The 19,758-nt window shown below is 72.4% G+C and carries 19 protein-coding genes; 16 read left to right on the plus strand and 3 right to left on the minus strand.

Features of this window, described 5'->3' with window-relative positions; translation table 11 throughout:
• Window positions 1–26: 26 nt before the first annotated feature.
• Window positions 27–464 carry a ferritin-like domain-containing protein gene (locus ACFQGL_RS17770; RefSeq protein WP_377513113.1) on the minus strand — a complete coding sequence of 146 codons (438 nt, stop codon included), beginning with the start codon at window positions 462–464 and terminating at the stop codon, window positions 27–29.
• On the minus strand, window positions 461–988 hold the full coding sequence (locus ACFQGL_RS17775) for a hypothetical protein (protein ID WP_377513115.1): 528 nt from the start codon (window positions 986–988) through the stop codon (window positions 461–463). Before ACFQGL_RS17775 ends, ACFQGL_RS17770 begins: the two co-directional genes overlap by 4 nt.
• A gap of 154 nt (window positions 989–1,142) precedes the next feature.
• On the opposite strand from ACFQGL_RS17775, the gene rimP reads away from it, so the two are divergent.
• The 10 genes from rimP (at window position 1,143) to ACFQGL_RS17825 (ending at window position 11,097) form a co-directional block, all read left to right on the plus strand.
• Entirely contained in the window at window positions 1,143–1,829 is a 687-nt protein-coding gene (gene rimP / locus ACFQGL_RS17780; RefSeq protein WP_377513117.1) for a ribosome maturation factor RimP, read from the plus strand.
• A complete protein-coding gene (gene nusA, locus ACFQGL_RS17785) occupies window positions 1,826–2,869 on the plus strand; it encodes a transcription termination factor NusA (protein WP_377513119.1) in 1,044 nt (347 codons plus the stop codon). The genes rimP and nusA overlap by 4 nt, the downstream gene beginning before the upstream one ends.
• Window positions 2,870–2,885: 16 nt before the next feature.
• Window positions 2,886–3,218 (plus strand): YlxR family protein, encoded by a 333-nt coding sequence (locus ACFQGL_RS17790; RefSeq protein ID WP_377513121.1) that lies wholly within the window; start codon window positions 2,886–2,888, stop codon window positions 3,216–3,218.
• 93 nt (window positions 3,219–3,311) lie between these two features.
• Window positions 3,312–6,335 (plus strand): translation initiation factor IF-2, encoded by a 3,024-nt coding sequence (gene infB / locus ACFQGL_RS17795; protein ID WP_377513123.1) that lies wholly within the window; start codon window positions 3,312–3,314, stop codon window positions 6,333–6,335.
• Window positions 6,336–6,425: 90 nt separating this feature from the next.
• The gene (locus ACFQGL_RS17800) at window positions 6,426–6,722 is read left to right on the plus strand and encodes a DUF503 domain-containing protein (protein ID WP_377513125.1); all 297 of its coding nucleotides are present in this window, start codon (window positions 6,426–6,428) and stop codon (window positions 6,720–6,722) included.
• Between the two features lie 126 nt (window positions 6,723–6,848).
• Complete coding sequence (rbfA, locus tag ACFQGL_RS17805; RefSeq protein WP_377513127.1) at window positions 6,849–7,352, plus strand: 30S ribosome-binding factor RbfA; 504 nt, start codon at window positions 6,849–6,851, stop codon at window positions 7,350–7,352.
• The gene (locus tag ACFQGL_RS17810) at window positions 7,349–8,407 is read left to right on the plus strand and encodes a DHH family phosphoesterase (RefSeq protein WP_377513129.1); all 1,059 of its coding nucleotides are present in this window, start codon (window positions 7,349–7,351) and stop codon (window positions 8,405–8,407) included. The genes rbfA and ACFQGL_RS17810 overlap by 4 nt, the downstream gene beginning before the upstream one ends.
• 299 nt (window positions 8,408–8,706) lie before the next feature.
• Entirely contained in the window at window positions 8,707–9,114 is a 408-nt protein-coding gene (locus ACFQGL_RS17815) for a hypothetical protein (RefSeq protein ID WP_377513131.1), read from the plus strand.
• Window positions 9,114–9,323 carry a DUF6186 family protein gene (locus ACFQGL_RS17820; RefSeq protein WP_377513170.1) on the plus strand — a complete coding sequence of 70 codons (210 nt, stop codon included), beginning with the start codon at window positions 9,114–9,116 and terminating at the stop codon, window positions 9,321–9,323. Before ACFQGL_RS17815 ends, ACFQGL_RS17820 begins: the two co-directional genes overlap by 1 nt.
• Before the next feature lie 460 nt (window positions 9,324–9,783).
• Window positions 9,784–11,097, plus strand: a complete 1,314-nt coding sequence (locus ACFQGL_RS17825) for an MATE family efflux transporter (protein WP_377513133.1) — start codon at window positions 9,784–9,786, stop codon at window positions 11,095–11,097.
• Window positions 11,098–11,118: 21 nt separating this feature from the next.
• Here ACFQGL_RS17825 and ACFQGL_RS17830 read toward each other — a convergent pair whose 3' ends face one another.
• The gene (locus ACFQGL_RS17830; RefSeq protein ID WP_377513135.1) at window positions 11,119–12,147 is read right to left on the minus strand and encodes a hypothetical protein; all 1,029 of its coding nucleotides are present in this window, start codon (window positions 12,145–12,147) and stop codon (window positions 11,119–11,121) included.
• A gap of 132 nt (window positions 12,148–12,279) precedes the next feature.
• On the opposite strand from ACFQGL_RS17830, the gene truB reads away from it, so the two are divergent.
• From truB to dapB, 6 genes are all read left to right on the plus strand, one after another.
• A complete protein-coding gene (gene truB, locus ACFQGL_RS17835; RefSeq protein WP_377513137.1) occupies window positions 12,280–13,164 on the plus strand; it encodes a tRNA pseudouridine(55) synthase TruB in 885 nt (294 codons plus the stop codon).
• Window positions 13,165–13,285: 121 nt separating this feature from the next.
• On the plus strand, window positions 13,286–14,215 hold the full coding sequence (locus ACFQGL_RS17840) for a bifunctional riboflavin kinase/FAD synthetase (RefSeq protein WP_377513139.1): 930 nt from the start codon (window positions 13,286–13,288) through the stop codon (window positions 14,213–14,215).
• Between the two features lie 202 nt (window positions 14,216–14,417).
• On the plus strand, window positions 14,418–14,687 hold the full coding sequence (gene rpsO / locus ACFQGL_RS17845) for a 30S ribosomal protein S15 (protein ID WP_030337594.1): 270 nt from the start codon (window positions 14,418–14,420) through the stop codon (window positions 14,685–14,687).
• Window positions 14,688–14,912: 225 nt separating this feature from the next.
• Window positions 14,913–17,300 (plus strand): polyribonucleotide nucleotidyltransferase, encoded by a 2,388-nt coding sequence (locus tag ACFQGL_RS17850; protein ID WP_377513142.1) that lies wholly within the window; start codon window positions 14,913–14,915, stop codon window positions 17,298–17,300.
• 46 nt (window positions 17,301–17,346) lie between these two features.
• Window positions 17,347–18,744, plus strand: coding sequence for a M16 family metallopeptidase (locus tag ACFQGL_RS17855; protein ID WP_377513144.1), 1,398 nt, complete (start codon window positions 17,347–17,349; stop codon window positions 18,742–18,744).
• A gap of 118 nt (window positions 18,745–18,862) precedes the next feature.
• Entirely contained in the window at window positions 18,863–19,636 is a 774-nt protein-coding gene (dapB, locus tag ACFQGL_RS17860; RefSeq protein ID WP_377513146.1) for a 4-hydroxy-tetrahydrodipicolinate reductase, read from the plus strand.
• Window positions 19,637–19,758 lie beyond the last annotated feature (122 nt).

The raw sequence follows: 19,758 nt of genomic DNA on the forward strand, positions 1-19,758 counted from the left end.
GCGTACCGCAACCGGAGCCGGTCGGTTCAGGTTGGTCGGCCGGGAAATGGGACAGTCAGCGGCGCGGTCCCGGCGGTCTTGCGCCACCGGGTGGCCCGAACGGCGTACTCCACCAGGGCGGCCAGCGCCTGGTCCCGGTCGGCGCCGGTGGTGGCCGCCAGCGCCGCCCGCCAGTGCGCCGCCGTGCGCTCCTCCACCTCGGCGGCCAGCCGCAGGGCACTCGCCCGGTCGGTGACCGGAAACGGCAGCGCGTATCCGGCGCGGTCCGGTGGCACGGTGCCGCCGGAGGTGCTGAGCTGCACCACCAGCGTGTCGCGCCGACGGCGGTGCGCGGCCTCCGCCTGGCGGGCCGAGTCCCGGGCCGCCCCGGTGAGCCGGACGCCGATCCGCCCGTAGGCGTAGATGGCCGCGTATTCAGCGGAGAGGGCGGAGGCGAGCGCCTCGGCGGCGGACGGCTGCCTCACTTCAGTGCCTCCTGGTGGGTGGCCCGCGCGGCGGCGATCGACCCGAGCAGCGGCGCCCGTTCGGCCGGCGCCTCGGCACAGGCCTTGGTGGCGGACTGCTGGCCGGACTTCTCCAGGGTGCGCAGGGCTGCCAGTGCGCCGGCCCGGTCGGTCGCCGGGGCGGCGGTCGGCGTGGCGGGGGGCGACGACGGCAGCGCGACGCCGATCACCCGGGCCAGCTCGGTGGCGTGCGCGGTGTGCGCCTCGGCGATCGGGCCGAGCCGCTCGGCCAGTTCCGGGTACGCCGCCGCGCTCGCTCGGTGGGCCGCGGCCAGCCCGAGCGACTCGTCCACCATGGGTCGCAGTGGGTCCGGCGGTGGTGCCGGCTCCTCGTCACGGTCGAAAAGATCACAGCCGGTCAGTGGCGTAGCGGCGCCGCCGAGCGCGAGCAAGACCCCGGCGCGCAGGAGCTTTCGCCGGGATTGCCCGGTTGCCTGGTTGCGCTGCGTCGTTCTGCCGATCCCCACCGGGCAAGTCAACACCATCGGCGTCGCTTCGGGGGCCACCGGCGTCGGTGCGCCGCTCGGTCCGCCAGAGGGCAGGCGCGTTACGCTCTGCGCAGCCACCGGCGCGTCCGCTCCGGTGGCGTGCCGGCATGGCGGGACGAACGGTCACCGTCGACCAGGGAAAGGTGCGGAGATGACGCAGCGTGGCCGTGCCACCAGGCCGACGGGTCGACCCCGCGCCGCTGCGGGTCCCCGCGGCGGTGATCTCGCCGCGCGGCGTACCCGGTTGCGGGGCGTGATCGAGCCGGTGGTCAACGACGCGGGCTACGACCTGGAGGACCTGACGGTCTCCCGGGCCGGGCGCCGGCACGTGGTGCGGGTGATCGTGGACGCCGACGGCGGGATCGACCTGGACGCCGTCGCGGTCGTCTCCCGTGCGGTCTCGGCAGCGCTGGACGCCGCCGAGGAGACCGGCGGCGACATCGTCTCCGGGGAGTACCAGCTGGAGGTCAGCTCGCCGGGCGTGGACCGGCCGCTCACCCTGCCCCGACACTGGCGGCGCAACGTGGGCCGGCTGGTCAAGGTCACCGTCCGGGGCGCGGCCGCGCTGCCCGGCCAGCGCGGCGAACAGCCCGCCGGTGACCGTCAGCTCACCGGCCGGGTGGTCGCGGCCGACGACGAGGGCGTGCAGCTGGAGACCGACGACGGCCGGGCTTCCTGGGCGTACGCCCAGTTGGGCCCGGGCCGGGTGCAGGTCGAGTTCAGCCGGCTCGCCGAGCTGGGCGAGCCGGACGAGTTCGACGACGCGGACGAGACCGACGAGTTCGACGATTCAGACGACATCGACGACGAAGATGATGTGGAGGACGAGGAGAGGTGAACATCGACCTCGCGGCGCTGCGCGCACTCGAGCGCGAGCGGGAGATCCCGTTCGACACGATTCTCGCGGCGATCGAGACCGCGTTGCTGACCGCCTACCGGCACACCGACGGTGCCGAGCCGCACGCCCGGGTGGAGATCGACCGCAAGTCGGGCGCCGCCCTGGTGTACGCGCAGGAGATGAACGAGGACGGCGGCCTGGCGCGGGAGTGGGACGACACCCCGCACGACTTCGGCCGGATCGCGGCCATGACCGCCAAGCAGGTGATCCTCCAGCGGTTGCGGGAGGCCACCGACGAGGTGCACTTCGGCGAGTACGTGGGCCGCGACGGTGACCTGGTCACCGGTGTGGTGCAGGCACACGAGGCACGGACCGAGAAGGGCATCGTCAGCGTCGACCTCGGCAAGCTGGAGGGCGTGCTGCCGCAGTCCGAGCAGGTGCCCGGCGAGCGGTACGCGCACGGCGAGCGGATCCGCTGCGTGGTGGTGCACGTGGCCAAGGGCATGCGCGGGCCGCAGATCACCCTGTCCCGTTCGCACCCGGCGCTGGTCAAGAAGCTGTTCGCGCTGGAGGTTCCGGAGATCGCCGACGGCACCGTCGAGATCGGCGCGATCGCCCGTGAGGCAGGTCACCGTACGAAGATCGCCGTACGCTCCACCACCCAGGGCGTGAACGCCAAGGGCGCCTGCATCGGCCCGATGGGTCAGCGGGTGCGGGCCGTGATGAGCGAGCTGCACGGCGAGAAGATCGACATCATCGACTGGTCGGACGACCCGGCCACCTTCGTCGGCAACGCGTTGTCGCCGGCCAAGGCGCTGCGGGTCGAGGTGGTCGACCTGGCCGCTCGGGCCGCCCGGGTGACCGTGCCGGACTTCCAGCTCTCCCTCGCCATCGGGCGGGAGGGGCAGAATGCCCGTCTCGCGGCCCGGCTGACCGGTTGGCGGATCGATATCCGATCCGACGCCGAGCAGACCAGCCCGGCCCCGCGTGACGCAGCTGATCACGTCCGGGAGCCGGGCGGCGCGATCTCGGGCAGCTAGGGGTAGACTTCCTCCAGTGGTACGACGCGCGCAGCCGGAGCGCACCTGTGTGGGTTGCCGGCAACGTGCGCCGGCCAGCGAATTGCTGCGGATTGTCGCGATCGGGGACGAGGCTGGTCACAGCCTCCGGCCTGATCCGCGCCGCAGGCTGCCGGGTCGGGGAGCGAACATGCACCCGGATCCGGCCTGCTTCGCGCTGGCGGTGCGGCGCCGCGCCTTCGGGCGTGCGCTGCGCATCACCGAGGTCCTCGACCACGGTGCGCTGGCGGAGCACGTCGATGCGCCAACCACTACGTCCGGTCAGCCCGACCGGGCGAGGGTCGCTAGCAGGGTAGGACGACCGACATGAGCACACGATGAAGTCCCTGAAATGACCAGGCTTCAAGTGCACGAGTGAGGTCGCTGCGGGTGCTGCCCGCACGACCTCGGAGTGAGGAGTGCAGTGGCAGGCAAGGCCCGCGTACACGAGCTTGCAAAAGAGCTCGGGGTCGAGAGTAAGACCGTTCTCGCCAAGTTGAAGGAAATGGGCGAGTTCGTGAAGTCCGCGTCCAGCACCGTCGAGGCGCCCGTCGCCCGGCGGCTGCGTAACGCATTCGTCGCGTCCGCCGGTGGTCCGGCGCCGGCCGCCCCCTCGGCGCCCGCGCCCGCGCCGGCTTCGACCCCGACGCCGTCCCCGACCCCGGGCGCGCCCAGGGTCTCGGCAAAGCCGATGCCGCCCCGGCGGCCGACCGCGCCGGCTCCCGGCCCGAAGCCGAAGGGCCCGGTGCCCGGTGCGCCGACGCCGCAGTCGGCGGCTCCGGTCGCCAAGCCGGCGAGCGCCCACGACATCGAGGTGGCGGCCGCGGAGGCGCGTGCCGCCGCGCTGAAGGCTGAGCAGGAGGCCGCGGTCAAGGCCGCGCAGGCCGCCCGCCAGCAGCAGCGGGACAACCCCGTCGTCCGCCGGGAGCCTCCGGCAGACGGCAACCGCCCCGGTCCCGGCCCTCGGCCGGGTCCCGCCGCGATGCCACCTCGTCCCGGTTCACCGGCAGCCCGTCCGGGCACGCCGGCTCCGGGTCCTGGTGCCCGGCCGGGCGGTCGCCCGCCGGCGCGCGGTGCCGGTAACAACCCGTTCGGCATCCAGGGTGGCCAGCAGCAGCGGCCGCCGGCCGGCGGTGCGGGTGGTCCCCGTCCCAACAGCCCGGCGGGCATGCCGCCGCGGCCGAGCCCGAACTCGATGCCGCCGCGGCCCAGCCCGGCGTCCATGCCGAGCCAGCGTCCGGCTGCCGGTCGTCCCGGTCCCGGTGGCGCTGGTCGTCCCGGTGGCGGCGCTGGTCGTCCCGGTGGCGGTGGCGGCGGCTTCCGTGGCGGTCCCGGCGGTGGCGCCGGTGGCGGCGGCGGTTACCGCGGTGGCCCCGGTGGCGGCGCGGGTGCCGGCGGTGGCGGTGGCTACCGTGGCGGTCCCGGCGGCGGTGGCGGTGCTCCCGGTGGCGGTTTCCGTCCGGGTGCCCCGGCCGGTGGTGGCGGTCGTCCGGGTGCCGGCGGTCGTGGCCGTGGCGGTGGCGCCGCGGGTGCCTTCGGGCGTCCGGGTGGTCGGCCGACCCGCGGTCGCAAGTCCAAGAAGCAGCGCAGACAGGAGTTCGACAACCTGTCGGCTCCGACCATGAGCTCGGGTGCTCCCCGGGGTCAGGGTCAGGTCGTCCGGCTCTCCCGTGGCGCCTCGCTGTCGGACTTCGCCGACCGGATCAACGCCAACCCGGGTTCGCTGGTCCAGGAGATGTTCAACCTGGGCGAGATGGTCACCGCGACCCAGTCCTGCTCCGACGACACCCTGCTGCTGCTGGGTGAGCACCTCGGCTTCGAGGTGCAGATCGTCAGCCCGGAGGACGAGGACCGCGAGCTGCTCGCGCAGTTCAACATCAACCTCGACGCCGAGGTGGCCGAGGAGCGCCTGGTCAGCCGGGCGCCGGTGGTGACCGTCATGGGTCACGTCGACCACGGTAAGACCAAGCTGCTCGACGCGATCCGTAAGGCGAACGTCGTGGCCGGCGAGGCGGGTGGCATCACCCAGCACATCGGTGCCTACCAGGTGCACGTCCCGCATGAGGGCGTGGACCGCGCGGTGACCTTCATCGACACCCCGGGTCACGAGGCGTTCACCGCCATGCGTGCCCGTGGTGCCCAGGTGACCGACATCGTGATCCTGGTGGTCGCGGCCGACGACGGCGTGATGCCGCAGACCATCGAGGCGTTGAACCACGCCAAGGCGGCCGAGGTGCCGATCGTGGTGGCGGTCAACAAGGTCGACAAGCCGGACGCCAACCCGGACAAGGTCCGCCAGCAGCTGACCGAGTACGGCCTGGTCGCCGAGGAGTACGGCGGCGAGACCATGTTCGTCAACGTGGCGGCCAAGCCGGGTATCGGCATCGAGGAGCTGCTCGAGGCCGTCCTGCTGACCGCCGACGCGTCGCTGGAGCTGACCGCTCCGATCGACGGGCCGGCGCAGGGTGTGGCCATCGAGGCGCACCTGGACAAGGGTCGCGGTGCGGTGGCGACGGTGCTGGTGCAGAAGGGCACCCTGCGGGCGGGCGACTCGATCGTCGCCGGTGGGGCGCACGGCCGGGTCCGGGCCATGCTCGACGAGAACGGCAACCAGGTCGCCGAGGCCGGGCCGGCGCGTCCGGTCATGGTCCTGGGTCTGACCGCGCCGCCCGGCGCGGGTGACACCTTCCTCGCCGCGGCGGACGACCGCACGGTGCGGCAGATCGCCGAGCAGCGTCAGGCGCGGCGGCGGGCGGCGGCGTTCGCCAACTCCCGTGGCCGGGCCACCCTTGAGACGCTCATGGAGCAGCTCAAGGAGGGTGAGAAGACGTCGCTCAACCTCATCCTCAAGGGTGACGGTTCCGGGTCGGTGGAGGCCCTGGAGGACGCGCTGTTCAACCTCGACATTCCCGAGGAGGTCCAGCTCAAGGTCCTCGACCGGGGCGTCGGCGCGATCACCGAGAGCAACGTCATGCTCGCGAGTGCGTCGTCCGAGCCGGTCACGATCATCGGCTTCAACGTGCGGGCCTCCAACAAGGTCCGCGAGATGGCCGACCGCGAGGGCGTGGAGATCCGGTACTACACGGTCATCTACCAGGCCATCGAGGAGATCGAGGCGGCGCTCAAGGGCCTGCTCAAGCCGGAGTACGAGGAGGTCGAGCTGGGCAGCGCGGAGATCCGCGACGTCTTCCGCTCGTCCAAGATCGGCAACATCTCCGGTTGCATCGTCCGGTCCGGTGTCATCCGGCGCAACGCGAAGGCGCGCCTGCTGCGGGACGGGACGGTTGTCGCGGACAACCTCACGGTCAGTTCGCTGAAGCGGTTCAAGGACGACGCCACCGAGGTTCGCGAGGGCTTCGAGTGTGGTCTGACGCTGGGCGGTTACAACAACGTCCAGGTCGGCGACATCATCGAGACCTTCGAGATGCGGGAGAAGGTTCGCGCCTGATCCGGCGGTGACACGCTGATCAAGGGGTTTACGCCGACCGGCGTAAACCCCTTGATCATGCGGGGCGGGTTGGCGGTATGGTCCGGGGCGATGTTCACCGGAACCGCGGTCTTCGACCTGCTGCTGCCGGGCGACTCACGGTCGCTCAAAGCCAAGAGATCATATGTACGGCCGATCGTGGCGGCGCTGCGCCGCTTCGAGGTGTCGGTCGCCGAAGTGGGAGCGCTCGACCTGCACGGTCGGGCCCAGATAGCGGTGGCCGTGGTGGCCGCCGAGGCGGGGCACGTCCGGGAGGTCCTGGACTCCTGCGAGCACCTGGTGGCCGGTCGACCCGAGGCCGAGCTGCTGTCGGTCCGACGCCGGCTGTACGGCGTGGACGACGACTGATCAGGGTGCCGGCTGTGCCGGGCGACCGGTACGGCCGCGAAGGTAGTGTTCGAGATGTTGGCCGGTCGGCCGGCGACCCCCGGGGTCGTCGGCCGACCGGGAGCAGGACGCCGTGGAGGTGGCGAGATGTCTGATCCGGCCAAGGTACGCCGGCACGCGGAACGAGTGCGTGAGCTGGTCGCGTCGGTGGTGCGGAGCCAGATCAAGGACCCGCGCCTCGGCATGATCACCATCACCGACGCGCGGATCACCGCCGACCTGCGGGACGCGACGGTCTTCTACACCGTGCTCGGTGACGCGACGGCCCAGGCGGACACCGCGGCGGCGCTGGAGAGCGCCAAGGGGCTGCTGCGCAGCACGGTGGGCAAGGCGCTCGGTCTGCGCCACTCGCCGACCCTCACCTTCGTCCTGGACGACGTGCAGGACCAGGTCAAGCACATCGACGACCTGCTCGCCGCCGCCCGCAACGCCGACGCCGAGGTGCAGCGGCTCGCCGCCCAGGCGAAGTACGCGGGCGAGGCGCAGCCGTACAAGGTCGACGAGGACGAGGACGAGGACGAAGACGAGACGGACGAGGCCGACGAGGCCGCCGACGTCGAGGAGAACCGCCGGGGTGGGGAAGCGCGGTGACCGGCACAGCCGGGGCCCAGCTCGCCACCACGGCCGTCGCCGGCCCTGCCGAGGCCGACTGGGCCGCGGCCGAGGCGCTGGTGCGCGCGCTCCCGCCGACTGCTCGGGTGTTGCTGATCTGCCACGTCAACCCGGACGGTGACGCGCTGGGCAGCATGCTCGGCTTCGGTCTGGGGCTGCGGCAGCTCGGCGTACGCCGGCTGCAGGCGACCTTCCCCGGGCCGCCGGAGGTGCCCGAGCCGTTCCGTGGGCTGCCCGGCCTGGACCTACTGGTTCCGGCGAGCGCTGCGGATCCCGACCCGGACCTGGTGATCTGCTTCGACGCGGCGAGCGAGTCGCGGCTCGGTGAGCTGGTTGGGCGGCTGTCGTCCGCCGGTGCGGCTCTGGTGCTCGACCACCACGCCTCCAACCCCGGCTTCGGCACGGTCAACCTGATCGACCCGACCGCCGCGGCGACCTCGGTGGTTGCCGACGAGTTACTGACCCGGCTCGGCGTGACGCTCGACCCGGCCATCGCCGAGTGCCTCTACGTGGCGCTGACCACGGACACCGGTTCGTTCCGGTTCGCGGGGACCACCCCGGCGGTGCACCAGCTGGCCGCCCGGCTGCTGGCCACCGGCATCTCGCCCGGTGACATCTCCCGGCAGGTCTTCGACACCCGGCCTTTCGGAGCGGTCCGGCTCTTCGGCGAGGTACTCGTTCGGGCCCGGCTGGAACCGGCCGCGGCCGACGGTCGAGGGCTGGTCTGGACCTTCGCCACCCTGGACGACCTGGCCCGGCACGATCAGCGCCCGTACGTGCTGGAGGCGCTGATCGACTCGGTGCGGTGCACCGCCGAGGCGGACGTGAGCTGCGTGTTGAAGCAGATCACGTCCGGCGAGTGGGCCGTGTCGATGCGCAGTAAGGGCGCGGTCGACGTCAGTCGGGTGGCGGTCGTGCTGGGCGGCGGAGGGCACCGGTTCGCGGCCGGGTTCACCGGCCGGGGCACCGCCGACGAGGTGATCGAGGCGATCCGGGGTCAACTCGACGCGGCGCTGATCCACCCCGACGCCTGACAACTCGTACCCCTGCCCCGGGCTCAACCGCGACGGCGTCGCCGGCCACGGCGGAGACCGCGCCCGTGCCCCTGGGCGCTTTGCCCGGCCCTCGACCTGGCCCTTTGCTCTGCTTACACCGGCGCAACGAGATGGACGCCGCAGTGTTGCGCCCGGGTAAGCAGAGCAAAGGGACGTGACCCGCTACCAACGCCGCCACGCTCGCCGGTCCGTCGGCACCGTCCGGCGCAGGAAGATCAGGGTCAGCTCCGGGGAGTGTTGGTCTTCCCGCGCTCCGTGATAACGGGAAGAATCGCGGGATGGAGCAGCCGCACGACCTCACCGTGGAGGCCCCCCGAGCCTGGGATCGGCCCGCCGTCTCCGTACCAGTCCTCGTCTGCCTGTCGCTCGTCGGCGGCCGGTTCGCATCGTTCTCCACCGAGGCCAACCTCTACACCCTCGGCACCGGCGGGGTGCTGATCTGGCTCGGTCTGAGCAACCGGGTGCCCCGCCGACCGTCGCCGCGCCGACTCGGCGCGGGTGCCGCGTGGTGGGCGCTGCCGGTGGTGGTCTTCGGCGTCTTCGAGGGCGCCACCTTCGTCCTGTCGGTGGGTGACGACTTTCCCACCTTCTCACGGCTGGCCGATCCGCTCCTGGAGGACCAGTTGGCCCGGTCGGCGGCCTGGTTCGCCTGGCTGGCCGCGTTCTGGGGGCTGGTGCGGCGATGATGCGGGCGCTCGCGATCGGCGGCTTCGTCACCGCCCTGGCCCTCTTCGCGGTGGTCGAGTGGCTGGCCCGGCGGGAGGGTTCCCGGGTGCCCACCCTGGGCGAGGTCTGCGCGTACGTGATGCGTTACGAGGTCGGCCCGGTGCCGGTGGGCCGGATCGGTCTGTTCGGCTTCTGGTGGTGGCTGGGGTGGCACTTCCTGGCCCGCTGAGCCGGGTCGCCCAGTGTCCAGATCGCGGGAACCGTGAGCAGCATGTGGAACTTAACGATAACTTGGGAGGCGGCCGGCAGTGCGTAGCGCTGCAGGTCGTGGGCGGTGGTGCGACACCCCGCGCTGCCTCCCTCCAGGGTCGGACCGACCCGGGCTCACGCTGCCCAGCCGGCTGCTCCGGTAACCCCGGACCGCCGTGGGGCGCTCAGCACGACCGCCCGTGCGGGCCGCCGCGTGCCGGTGGCTCACACCCTGGAAGGAGCACCACCATGCCGACCAAGCCCAAGCCCGAGACCACCGACGACGCCCGCGAGCAGGCCCGCCGCGCGCTGCAGACGTCGATGGACACCCGTCAGTGAGCTGACCCGTACGGCGGTGACAACACCGCCCCGGTAGCCGCCACTGGTAAGCGCCGGCACTCCTTGCGATCCTTACGGGGCTCGTGACAGGATCGCCGGCGATGAACACCAGCACGCTTGCCGCGTCCCCCCGGCGGATCGCCGGCCTGGCCCTGCCCGCCCTCGTGGTGCTCGCCGCCGAGCCGCTCTACGTGCTGGTCGACACGGCCGTCGTCGGTCACCTCGGTCGTGTGCCGCTCGCCGCGCTCGCCGTCGGCGGCACGGTGCTGACGCTCACCGCGTGGCTGGGCACCGTGGTCGCGTACGGCACCACCGGGCGCTCGGCCCGCCGCTTCGGCGCCGGCGACCGAGCGGCGGCGGTGGCCGAGGGAGTTCAGTCGTCCTGGCTGGCGTTCGGCGTGGGACTGCTGGTCGCGATCGGCATGCAGTTCGGCGGCGGCGCGCTGGCCCGTACCCTCGCCGGTGGTGGTGGCGACGTGGCCGACGCCGCCGCGCAGTGGCTGCGGATCGCGGCGCTCGGTGCCCCCGGCCTGCTGCTCGCCGCCGCCGGAAACGGTTGGCTGCGCGGCGTGCAGGACACCCGCCGCCCGTTGGCCTTCGTGCTCGGCCCCAACCTGCTCTCCGCGCTGCTCTGCCCGCTGCTGGTCTATCCCGGTGGGCTCGGCCTGACCGGCTCGGCGGTGGCCAACGCGGTCGCGCAGACGATCTCCGGGGGGCTCTTCGCCGCGGCTCTGGTCGCCGAGCGGGTGTCGCTGCGCCCTCGGCCCCGGCTGATCCGTCAGCAGCTGGTACTCAGCCGGGACCTGCTGATCCGGGGCGTGGCGTTCCAGGCCAGCTTCCTGTCCGCCACGGCGGTCGCCGCACGCTTCGGTGCCACCGCCGTCGGCGCCCACCAGATCGCCCTGCAACTGTGGTTCTTCACCGCGCTGGTGCTCGACGCGCTGGCCATCGCCGCGCAGTCCCTGGTGGGCGCGGCCCTCGGGGCCGGCGACGAGGCGGGCGCCCGGGCGTTGGCCCGCCGGATCGCGCTGCTCGGTGGTGCCTGCGGCGTCGGCTTCGCGGTGGTCATCGCCGCCGGCGCCGGCGTCGTACCGTCGTGGTTCAGCTCCGACCAGGGGGTACGCGAGCAGGCCATGGTGGCTTGGCCGTGGTTCGTCGCCATGCAGCCGTTGGCCGGGGTGGTGTTCGCGCTGGACGGCGTGCTGATCGGCGCCGGCGACGTGCGTTACCTGCGCAACCTCACCATCGTGGCCGCCCTCGGCGGCTTCCTGCCGGCCATCTGGCTGGCCTACGCGCTCGACCTCGGGCTGGGCGGCATCTGGGCCGGGCTCACCCTGTTCGTGGTGATCCGGCTGGTCGCGCTGCTGCTGCGGCTGCGCAGCGGCGCGTGGGCGGTCGTCGGCGCGGTCCGGTAACCCGGCCGCCGTCCCGCCGGGTCAGCACTCCTCGCCGTCGCCGGGGCGCCAACCCGGGCCGTAGATGTCCCCGGTCGGTGCCGCCGCCGGCAGGCCCGCCTCGCCCACGGTCTCCAGGTCGATCTTCCCCTTCCGGATCGCCGTGCAGGTCGCGTTGAGCACCGTGACGTCGCCGCTGTCCAACCAGAGCCCGACCGAGGTCGCCTCGACGTCGTCCGGATGCGGCACGTGCCAGATCACCTCGTCCCGGAGGGTGACGAGCTCGGCACCCGGCGGGTACGTCTGCGGCCGGGGCAGGTCGAAGGAGTAGACCCACAGGAACCGGGTGGTGATCGCCAGCACCCGGATCCCATTGTCGTCGGTGGTCGAGCGGTACTCCACGGTGCCGCTGCCCCGGATGCCGTCGGAGAACTCGAACCTCGGGTTGCTGTCGCGGAGGATCTGCGTGGCGTAGGTCAGGCTGTCGCCCGTGGCGAAGTCCTTGCGCGTCTCGGTCCGGGTGTCCGGTGCCAGCAGGGCGAGGAACTTCTCCGGGTCGCCGAGGAGCATGGACGAGTCGAGTCGACTCTGGACGAGCGCCTGCTTGACCTTCGCCAGCGCGTCCGCGACCTGCTTCGCGGTGAACGGCGCGGCGGCCCGGGCCGCCGGGAGGGTGATGGCCGCCTCGCCCACGGCGAACTTCTCGGCCGGCGTACCGACGAACGGCCCGAGGCTGTTGCCGCTCTCGTCGACCGGTCGGGGCGCCGGCGAGGTGGCCCGTCCCGGCAGCAACGGCTCCCCGTCGTGGATCCGCTGCACGGCGCTGAACCCGCTCCAGCCCAGGACGGCCAGCAGCACCAGGGCGACCGCCGCGCCGACCCCGCCGAACAGCTTCCCGGCGTGCCGCTCCCACCACAGCCGAAGCTGATCCGGCCTGGTCAGCGCGTGTTCCGTCGCGGGCTCGCGCATCCAGTCCGGTACCCGGATCCGCTCGGGCTCGCTGGCGACGGCGTACCGGTCCGGGGCGGTGGGCGGGGTGTTCGAGGGGCTGGCCGGGTCGTCGCTGGTCATGTGTCGTCCTGGCTCGGCGGGTAGGGGCGAGTGATCTTCGCATCCGTCGGGCCGCCGTGGTGTCCCTTTTCACGGGCCGAGCGCCACCCGCGATGCCGGCCGCGGCTGCCGGATCTGGCAGGCTTGGGCGACGTGAGCACCGATGGTCTGATCGTGGTCGACAAGCCCGGCGGCATGACGTCGCACGACGTGGTGGCGCGGATCCGCCGACTGGCGAAGACCCGCCGGGTCGGGCACGGCGGCACCCTCGACCCGATGGCCACCGGCGTACTGGTGATCGGTGTGGGCCGGGCCACCCGGCTGCTGACCTACGTGATCGGCGCCGGCAAGAGCTACGCCGGCACGATCCGGCTCGGCCAGGCCACCGTCACCGACGACGCCGAGGGTGACGTGATCGCCACCACCGACGCCGACGCGGTCACCGACGAGGCCATCCGAGACGTGTTGGCCGGGATGACCGGCGAGATCGACCAGGTGCCGAGCGCGGTGAGCGCCATCAAGATCAACGGCGAGCGGGCGTACAAGCGGGTACGCGATGGCGAGAGCGTCGACCTGCCGGCGCGCCGGATCACCATCTCCCGGCTGGAGGTGCTGGCGGTCCGCCGGACCGAGCCGGGCGTGGTGGACGTCGACGTGGACGTCACCTGCTCCTCCGGCACGTACATCCGGGCCATCGCACGGGACGCGGGCCTGGCGCTGGGGGTCGGCGGGCACCTGACCGCGCTACGGCGTACGGCGGTGGGTGGCTTCAGCCTCGCCGAGGCGGCCACCCTCGACGAGTTGGAGCAGCGCGCCCCGGAGGTGGTCAACCTGCCGCTGGACGCGGCGGCGGACCGGTTCTTCGCCCGGCGCGAGGCCACCCCCGACGAGGCGCGGGTCCTCGCACACGGAGGGCCGCTGGACCCGGCCGGCCTGACCGGGCCGTACGCCGTCTTCGGACCGGCCGGCGGCCTGATCGCTATCGTCAGCGAGCGGGACGGGCGGGCCCGCGCGGAGATCGTGCTCGCCCCGGCCTGACGGCGGGCGCGGTGCGCGGAAGCGCCGGCGCGGTGCGCGGAAGCGCCGGCGAGTGTTAGCAGGGGACCCTTCCTATACACGAGGCGTTAGGAAGGGGCCCTTCCTTACCGAAAGGAACGGCATGCAGCGGTGGCGGGGGTACGACGCGGCGCCCGGTGGGTGGGGGCGGTCGGTCGTCACCATCGGCGTCTTCGACGGCGTGCACAAGGGGCACCAGTCGACCATCGGGCACACCGTGGCGCGAGCCCGGGAACTGGGCGTGCAGTCGGTGGTGGTCACCTTCGACCCGCACCCGGCCGAGGTGGTCCGCCCCGGTTCGCATCCGGCGGTGCTCACCGAGCAGGCTCGCAAGGCCGAGCTGATCGAGGCGCTCGGCGCGGACGTGCTCTGCGTGGTGCCGTTCACCCCGGAGTTCTCCCGGCTGCCGGCCGAGCAGTTCGTGCACGACATCCTGGTCGAGCACCTGCACGCGGCGCTGGTGGTGGTCGGCAGCAACTTCCGCTTCGGGCATCGGGCGGCCGGCGACGTGGCGCTGCTGGAGCGGCTGGGCCGCACCTTCGGCTTCGGGGTCGAGGACGGCCCGCTGGTGGCCGAGGACGGCACCGTCTTCTCCTCCACGTACATCCGTTCCTGCGTCGACGCGGGCGACGTGGGCGCGGCGGCGGCCGCGCTGGGCCGGCCGCACCGGCTGGAGGGCGTGGTGGTCCGTGGCGACCAGCGTGGCCGTGAGCTGGGCTTCCCGACCGCCAACCTGCTCTGCCACCGGCACGCGGCGGTGCCCGCCGACGGGGTGTACGCGGCCCGACTGGTCCGTCGGGGCCAGCACGAGCCACTGATGGCGGCCGTGTCGGTGGGCACCAACCCGACCTTCTCCGGTCGGGAGCGGCGGGTCGAGGCGTACGCGCTGGACTTCGACGGTGACCTCTACGGTGAGCGGCTGGCCCTGGACTTCGTGGCGCACCTGCGTGGGCAGATCCGGTACGACGGCATCGAGCCGTTGATCGCCCAGATGGAACAGGACGTCGAACGCACCCGGCGCACTCTGGCCTGATCATCGTGGCGGCGGCGGGAGCCCTCGCCGAGGCCCTTGACCGGGTGCTACCGGCGAGTGCTGGTAGTCTTGCGGGGACGTCGGGTGACCGGCGTGGGGCCTCGCGTGCCTGCACGACGCCGCGGGTGCGAGGTACCGGTCCGTTCCCGGTCCATCGGGACGACGGACACCTACTTGATCAACCCATCGAAACAGGGAGAACATGGCGCTCGACCAGGAAGCCAAGGCCAGCATCCGTGCGGAGTACGCGACCGCCGAGGGCGACACCGGTTCGCCGGAGGTTCAGGTCGCGGTCCTCACCAAGCGGATCGCCGAGCTGACCGAGCACCTGAAGGTGCACAAGCACGACCACCACAGCCGTCGTGGTCTGCTGCTGTTGGTCGGCCGGCGCCGTCGGCTGCTCAACTACGTCCAGAAGAAGGACATTGCCCGCTACCGGTCGCTCATCGAGCGGCTCGGCCTGCGCCGGTGACGTGACGGGGGAGTGGCCGACCGGCCGCTCCCCCGATCGGCGTCCCACCAGAAGAACACGGGCCGCGCGACCACCCGAGAGGGAGCCGGTCAGCGTACCGGTCTCCGGTAGTGGCCCCCGGGAACCCGGCATCATGCCGGCCACCCGGGCGCTTCGATCGAAGACCGGCCGGCTGAGCAGCTCCCCGATGTCGTGGGCCCACGACGCGAAGGAGCACGACAGCACATGACCGAGACCAAACTCGGCACCGAATCCCGCACCGCCGTGATCGACAACGGGGCCTTCGGCACCCGTGAGATCACCTTCTCCACCGGTCGGCTGGCCCGCCAGGCCGCCGGTTCCGTCATCGCCCAGCTCGGCGAGACGGTTGTCCTCTCCGCCACCACGGCCGGTAAGCACCCGAAGGAGCAGTTCGACTTCTTCCCGCTGACCGTCGACGTCGAGGAGCGGATGTACGCCGCGGGCCGGATCCCCGGCTCGTTCTTCCGGCGCGAGGGTCGTCCCAGCGAGGACGCCATCCTCACCTGCCGTCTGATCGACCGGCCGCTGCGCCCGTCGTTCGTCAAGGGCCTGCGCAACGAGGTCCAGGTCGTCGAGACCGTCCTCGCGCTCGACCCGCAGCACCCGTACGACGTCGTGGCGATCAACGCCGCCTCGATGTCGACCAAGCTCTCCGGCCTGCCGTTCTCCGGCCCGATCGGTGCGACCCGGGTCGCGCACATCGACGGCCAGTGGGTGGCCTTCCCGACCCTGGAGGAGCTGGCCCGGGCCACCTTCGACATGGTCGTGGCCGGCCGCGCGCTGCCGGACGGCGACGTCGCGATCATGATGGTCGAGGCCGAGGCCACGCCGAACGCCGTCACCCTGATCGCGGGCGGCGCCATCGCGCCGACCGAGGAGATCGTGGCCAGCGGCCTGGAGGCCGCCAAGCCGGCGATCCGCGAGCTGTGCCGCGCGCAGAGCGAGCTGGCCGAGGTCGCCGCCAAGCCGGTCGCCGAGTTCCCCGTCTTCCTCGACTACCAGGACGACGTCTACGACGCGGTCGCCGAGGTGGCCCGCACCGAGGTGGCCGAGGCGCTCACCATCGCCGGCAAGGCCGACCGCGAGGAGGCCCTGGACCGGATCAAGGCCAAGGTCGCCGAGGAACTGGGCGGTCGGTTCGAGGGCCGGGAGAAGGAGCTCAGCGCCGCCTTCCGGTCGCTGACCAAGTCCGAGGTCCGCAACCGCGTGCTGCGCGAGCAGGTCCGCATCGACGGGCGCGGCCCGCGGGACATCCGCCCGCTGACCGCCGAGGTCGGCGTGCTGCCGCGGGTGCACGGCTCGGCGCTGTTCGAGCGGGGCGAGACGCAGATCCTGGGCGTCACCACGCTGAACATGCTGCGCATGGAGCAGATGGTGGACACGCTGTCCCCGGAGAACCGCAAGCGCTACATGCACAACTACAACTTCCCGCCGTACTCGACCGGTGAGACCGGCCGGGTCGGTTCGCCGAAGCGTCGGGAGATCGGCCACGGCGCGCTCGCCGAGCGGGCGCTGATCCCGGTGCTGCCGTCGCGCGAGGAGTTCCCGTACGCGATCCGGCAGGTCTCCGAGGCGCTCGGCTCCAACGGCTCGACGTCGATGGGTTCGGTCTGCGCCTCGACGCTGGGCCTGCTCAGCGCCGGTGTGCCGCTGAAGGCGCCGGTCGCCGGCATCGCCATGGGCCTCATCTCCGACGAGGTCGACGGCAAGACCCAGTACGTGACGCTGACCGACATCCTCGGTGCCGAGGACGCGTTCGGTGACATGGACTTCAAGGTCGCCGGCACGCCGGACTTCGTCACGGCGCTGCAGCTCGACACCAAGCTCAACGGCATCCCGTCGGACGTGCTCGCCGCCGCGCTCCAGCAGGCGAACGAGGCCCGGCAGACGATCCTCGGTGTGATGCAGGCGGCGATCGAGGCTCCGGCCGAGATGTCGGACTACGCGCCGCGGGTCACCACCGTCAAGATCCCGGTCGACAAGATCGGCATGGTGATCGGCCCGAAGGGTCAGACCATCAACGCGATCCAGGACGAGACCGGCGCCGAGATCTCCATCGAGGACGACGGCACGATCTACGTCGGCGCGACCAACGGCCCGTCGGCCCAGGCGGCCGTGGACCGGATCAACGGGATCGCCAACCCGACGCTGCCGAAGCAGGGCGAGCGGTTCCTCGGCACGGTGGTCAAGACCGCCGCGTTCGGTGCGTTCATCTCGCTGCTGCCGGGCCGCGACGGTCTGCTGCACATCTCCAAGGTGGGCGACGGCAAGCGGGTCGAGCGCGTCGAGGACTTCCTCAACGTCGGCGACCGGGTCGAGGTCGAGATCGCGGACATCGACGCCCGCGGCAAGATCTACCTGGACAAGGTCCGCCCGGAGGGCGCCGAGGCGCCGGCCGCCGGCGAGGCCGCTGGTGGCGACCGGCCGGCCGGCCGTGACCGGGGCGACCGCGGCCCGCGTGACCGTGGCGACCGCGAGCGCGGCGGTGACCGTGGCGACCGCGGTGGCCGTGGCCCGGAGCGTGGCGAGGGCGGCGGCGGCGAGGGTGGCGAGGGCGGCGAGCGTCCGCGCCGCCGGACCCGGCACAGCTGATCGTCAACACCACTTCACCCACCCCTCGTCGATCTGGGAGCAGTACGTGAGTCGGGCCTTCAGTGCGCCGTTTCCGCCGGATCGACGGGGGGTGGCCCCGTCTCGGGACACCGGGACGGGCCGCTCCGGCGGCACCGCCCGGGCGGTGACCCGGACCCTCAGCGAGGACCCGTTGGGCGGCACGGTACGTCGTACCGTGCTGCCCAGCGGCCTGCGCGTGCTCACCGAGGCGATCCCGACGATGCGCAGCGTCTCGTTCGGCATCTGGGTGGCGGTCGGCTCGCGGGACGAGAGCGGCCCGCAGGCCGGCGCCGCGCACTTCCTGGAGCACCTGCTGTTCAAGGGCACCAACAAGCGCACCGCGCTGGAGATCTCCTCGCGGATCGAGGCGGTGGGTGGCGAGACCAACGCCTTCACCACGAAGGAATACACCTGCTACTACGCCCGCGTACTGGACGAGGACCTGCCGCTGGCGATCGACGTGATGTGCGACCTGGTCGCCGACTCGCTGCTGGAGCCGGCCGACGTGGAGACCGAGCGGGGCGTGATCCTGGAAGAGATCGCCATGCACGACGACGAGCCCGGTGACGAGGTGCACGACCTCTTCGCCCAGGCCGTCTACGGCGATCACCCGCTGGGCCGACTGATCTCCGGCACCGAGGAGACCGTCACGCCGATGACCCGGCAGCAGATCGAGGACTTCTACCGGCGTCACTACACCCCGCCGCAGATCGTCATCGCCGCCGCCGGCAACCTCGACCACGCCGCGGTGGTCAAGCTGGTCCGCCAGGCGGTGCGCGGCACCCCGCTGGACAGCGACCCGGCGACCCCGGCGCCGTACCGGGAGGCAACCCCCGCGGTACGCACCAAGCCGGCCACCAATTTGGTGGAGCCGAAGGAGACCGAGCAGGCGCACATCATCCTCGGCTGCCCCGGCATCGATCGCATCGACGAGCGGCGCTTCGCCCTCGGGGTGCTCAACAACGTGCTCGGCGGCGGCATGTCCAGCCGGCTGTTCCAGGAGATCCGCGAGCAGCGGGGCCTGGCCTACTCGGTCTACTCCTACGCCAGCCAGTACGCCGACAGCGGCCTGTTCGCGGTCTACGCCGGCTGCGCGCCGGGCAAGGTCGACGAGGTGCTGGCACTGATCCGCGCCGAGCTGGCCCGGGTGGCCGCCGACGGGTTGACCGAGGCCGAGGTGGCCCGGGGCAAGGGGATGAGCAAGGGCTCGTTCGTGCTCGGCCTGGAGGACACCGGTTCCCGGATGAGCCGGCTGGCCAAGGGCGAGCTGCTCTACGGCGACCTGATGCCGGTGGACGAGTTGCTCCGCCGGGTCGACGAGGTCACCGTGGCGGACGTCAACTCTCTCGCCGCGGAGCTGCTCAGCCGGCCGATGTCGCTGGCCGTCGTCGGCCCGTTCGGCGCGAGCGACTTCTCCGCCTGAGCGGTGCCGTGGGCTCGGCCGCCAGGGCCGGCACGTCGCTCGATGGGCGAGTCCCGGACAGTGGAGCGGGTCCGATCCGGCCGGAGGCACCCGTCCCGATTGGGATAGGTTGTGCCCCGTGACTGAGCAGCAGGAGACGCACCCGGACGAGGCGCTGCGGGTCGGCGTTCTGGGTGCCCGGGGTCGGATGGGCATCGAGGTGTGCAAGGCGGTCGACGCCGCCGCCGACCTCGAACTGGTGGCGATGGTCGACCAGGGCGACGGCCTCTTCGCCGCCTCCGACGCCGGTGCCGAGGTGGTCGTCGACTTCACCACGCCGGACGTCGTCATGGACAACCTGCACTGGTGCATCGACCAGGGCATCAACGCGGTGGTCGGCACCACCGGCTTTACCGAACAGCGGCTTGAGCGGGTGCGCGGCTGGCTGGCCCGCAAGCCCGGGGTGGGCGTGGTGATCGCGCCGAACTTCGGCATCGGGGCGGTGCTCATGATGCAGTTCGCCGCGCGGGCCGCCCGGCACTTCGAGTCCGTCGAGATCATCGAGCAGCACCACCCGCGCAAGCTGGACGCCCCGAGCGGCACGGCCACGCACACCGCCCGGCAGATCGCGCGAGCCCGCGCCGAGGCCGGCCTGGGCCCGGTGCCGGACGCCACCAAGGACGAGGTGCCGGGTGCGCGGGGCGCCGAGATCGACGGGGTACGCGTACACGCCGTGCGCGCCACGGGCCTGGTCGCGCACCAGGAGGTGCTGTTCGGCACCACCGGCGAGACGCTGACCATCCGGCACGACTCGTACGATCGGGCGTCGTTCATGCCGGGCGTGCTGCTGGCCGTCCGCGCGGTGCGGAACCGCCCCGGTCTCACCCTCGGTCTGGACGCCCTGCTCGACTGACGACGGGCGGGCCGAAATCTCGTCGCGGTTTCTCGGGGCGGCCCCCTAGGCCGTGTTTCGTAGGGCGTTGATGTTGGGGCGTGGCGGTGGTCGCTAATTGAAGAGGTCTCCGGTAGTTGGTT

This window comes from Micromonospora vulcania (assembly GCF_042658605.1).
Lineage (GTDB): Bacteria > Actinomycetota > Actinomycetes > Mycobacteriales > Micromonosporaceae > Micromonospora > Micromonospora vulcania.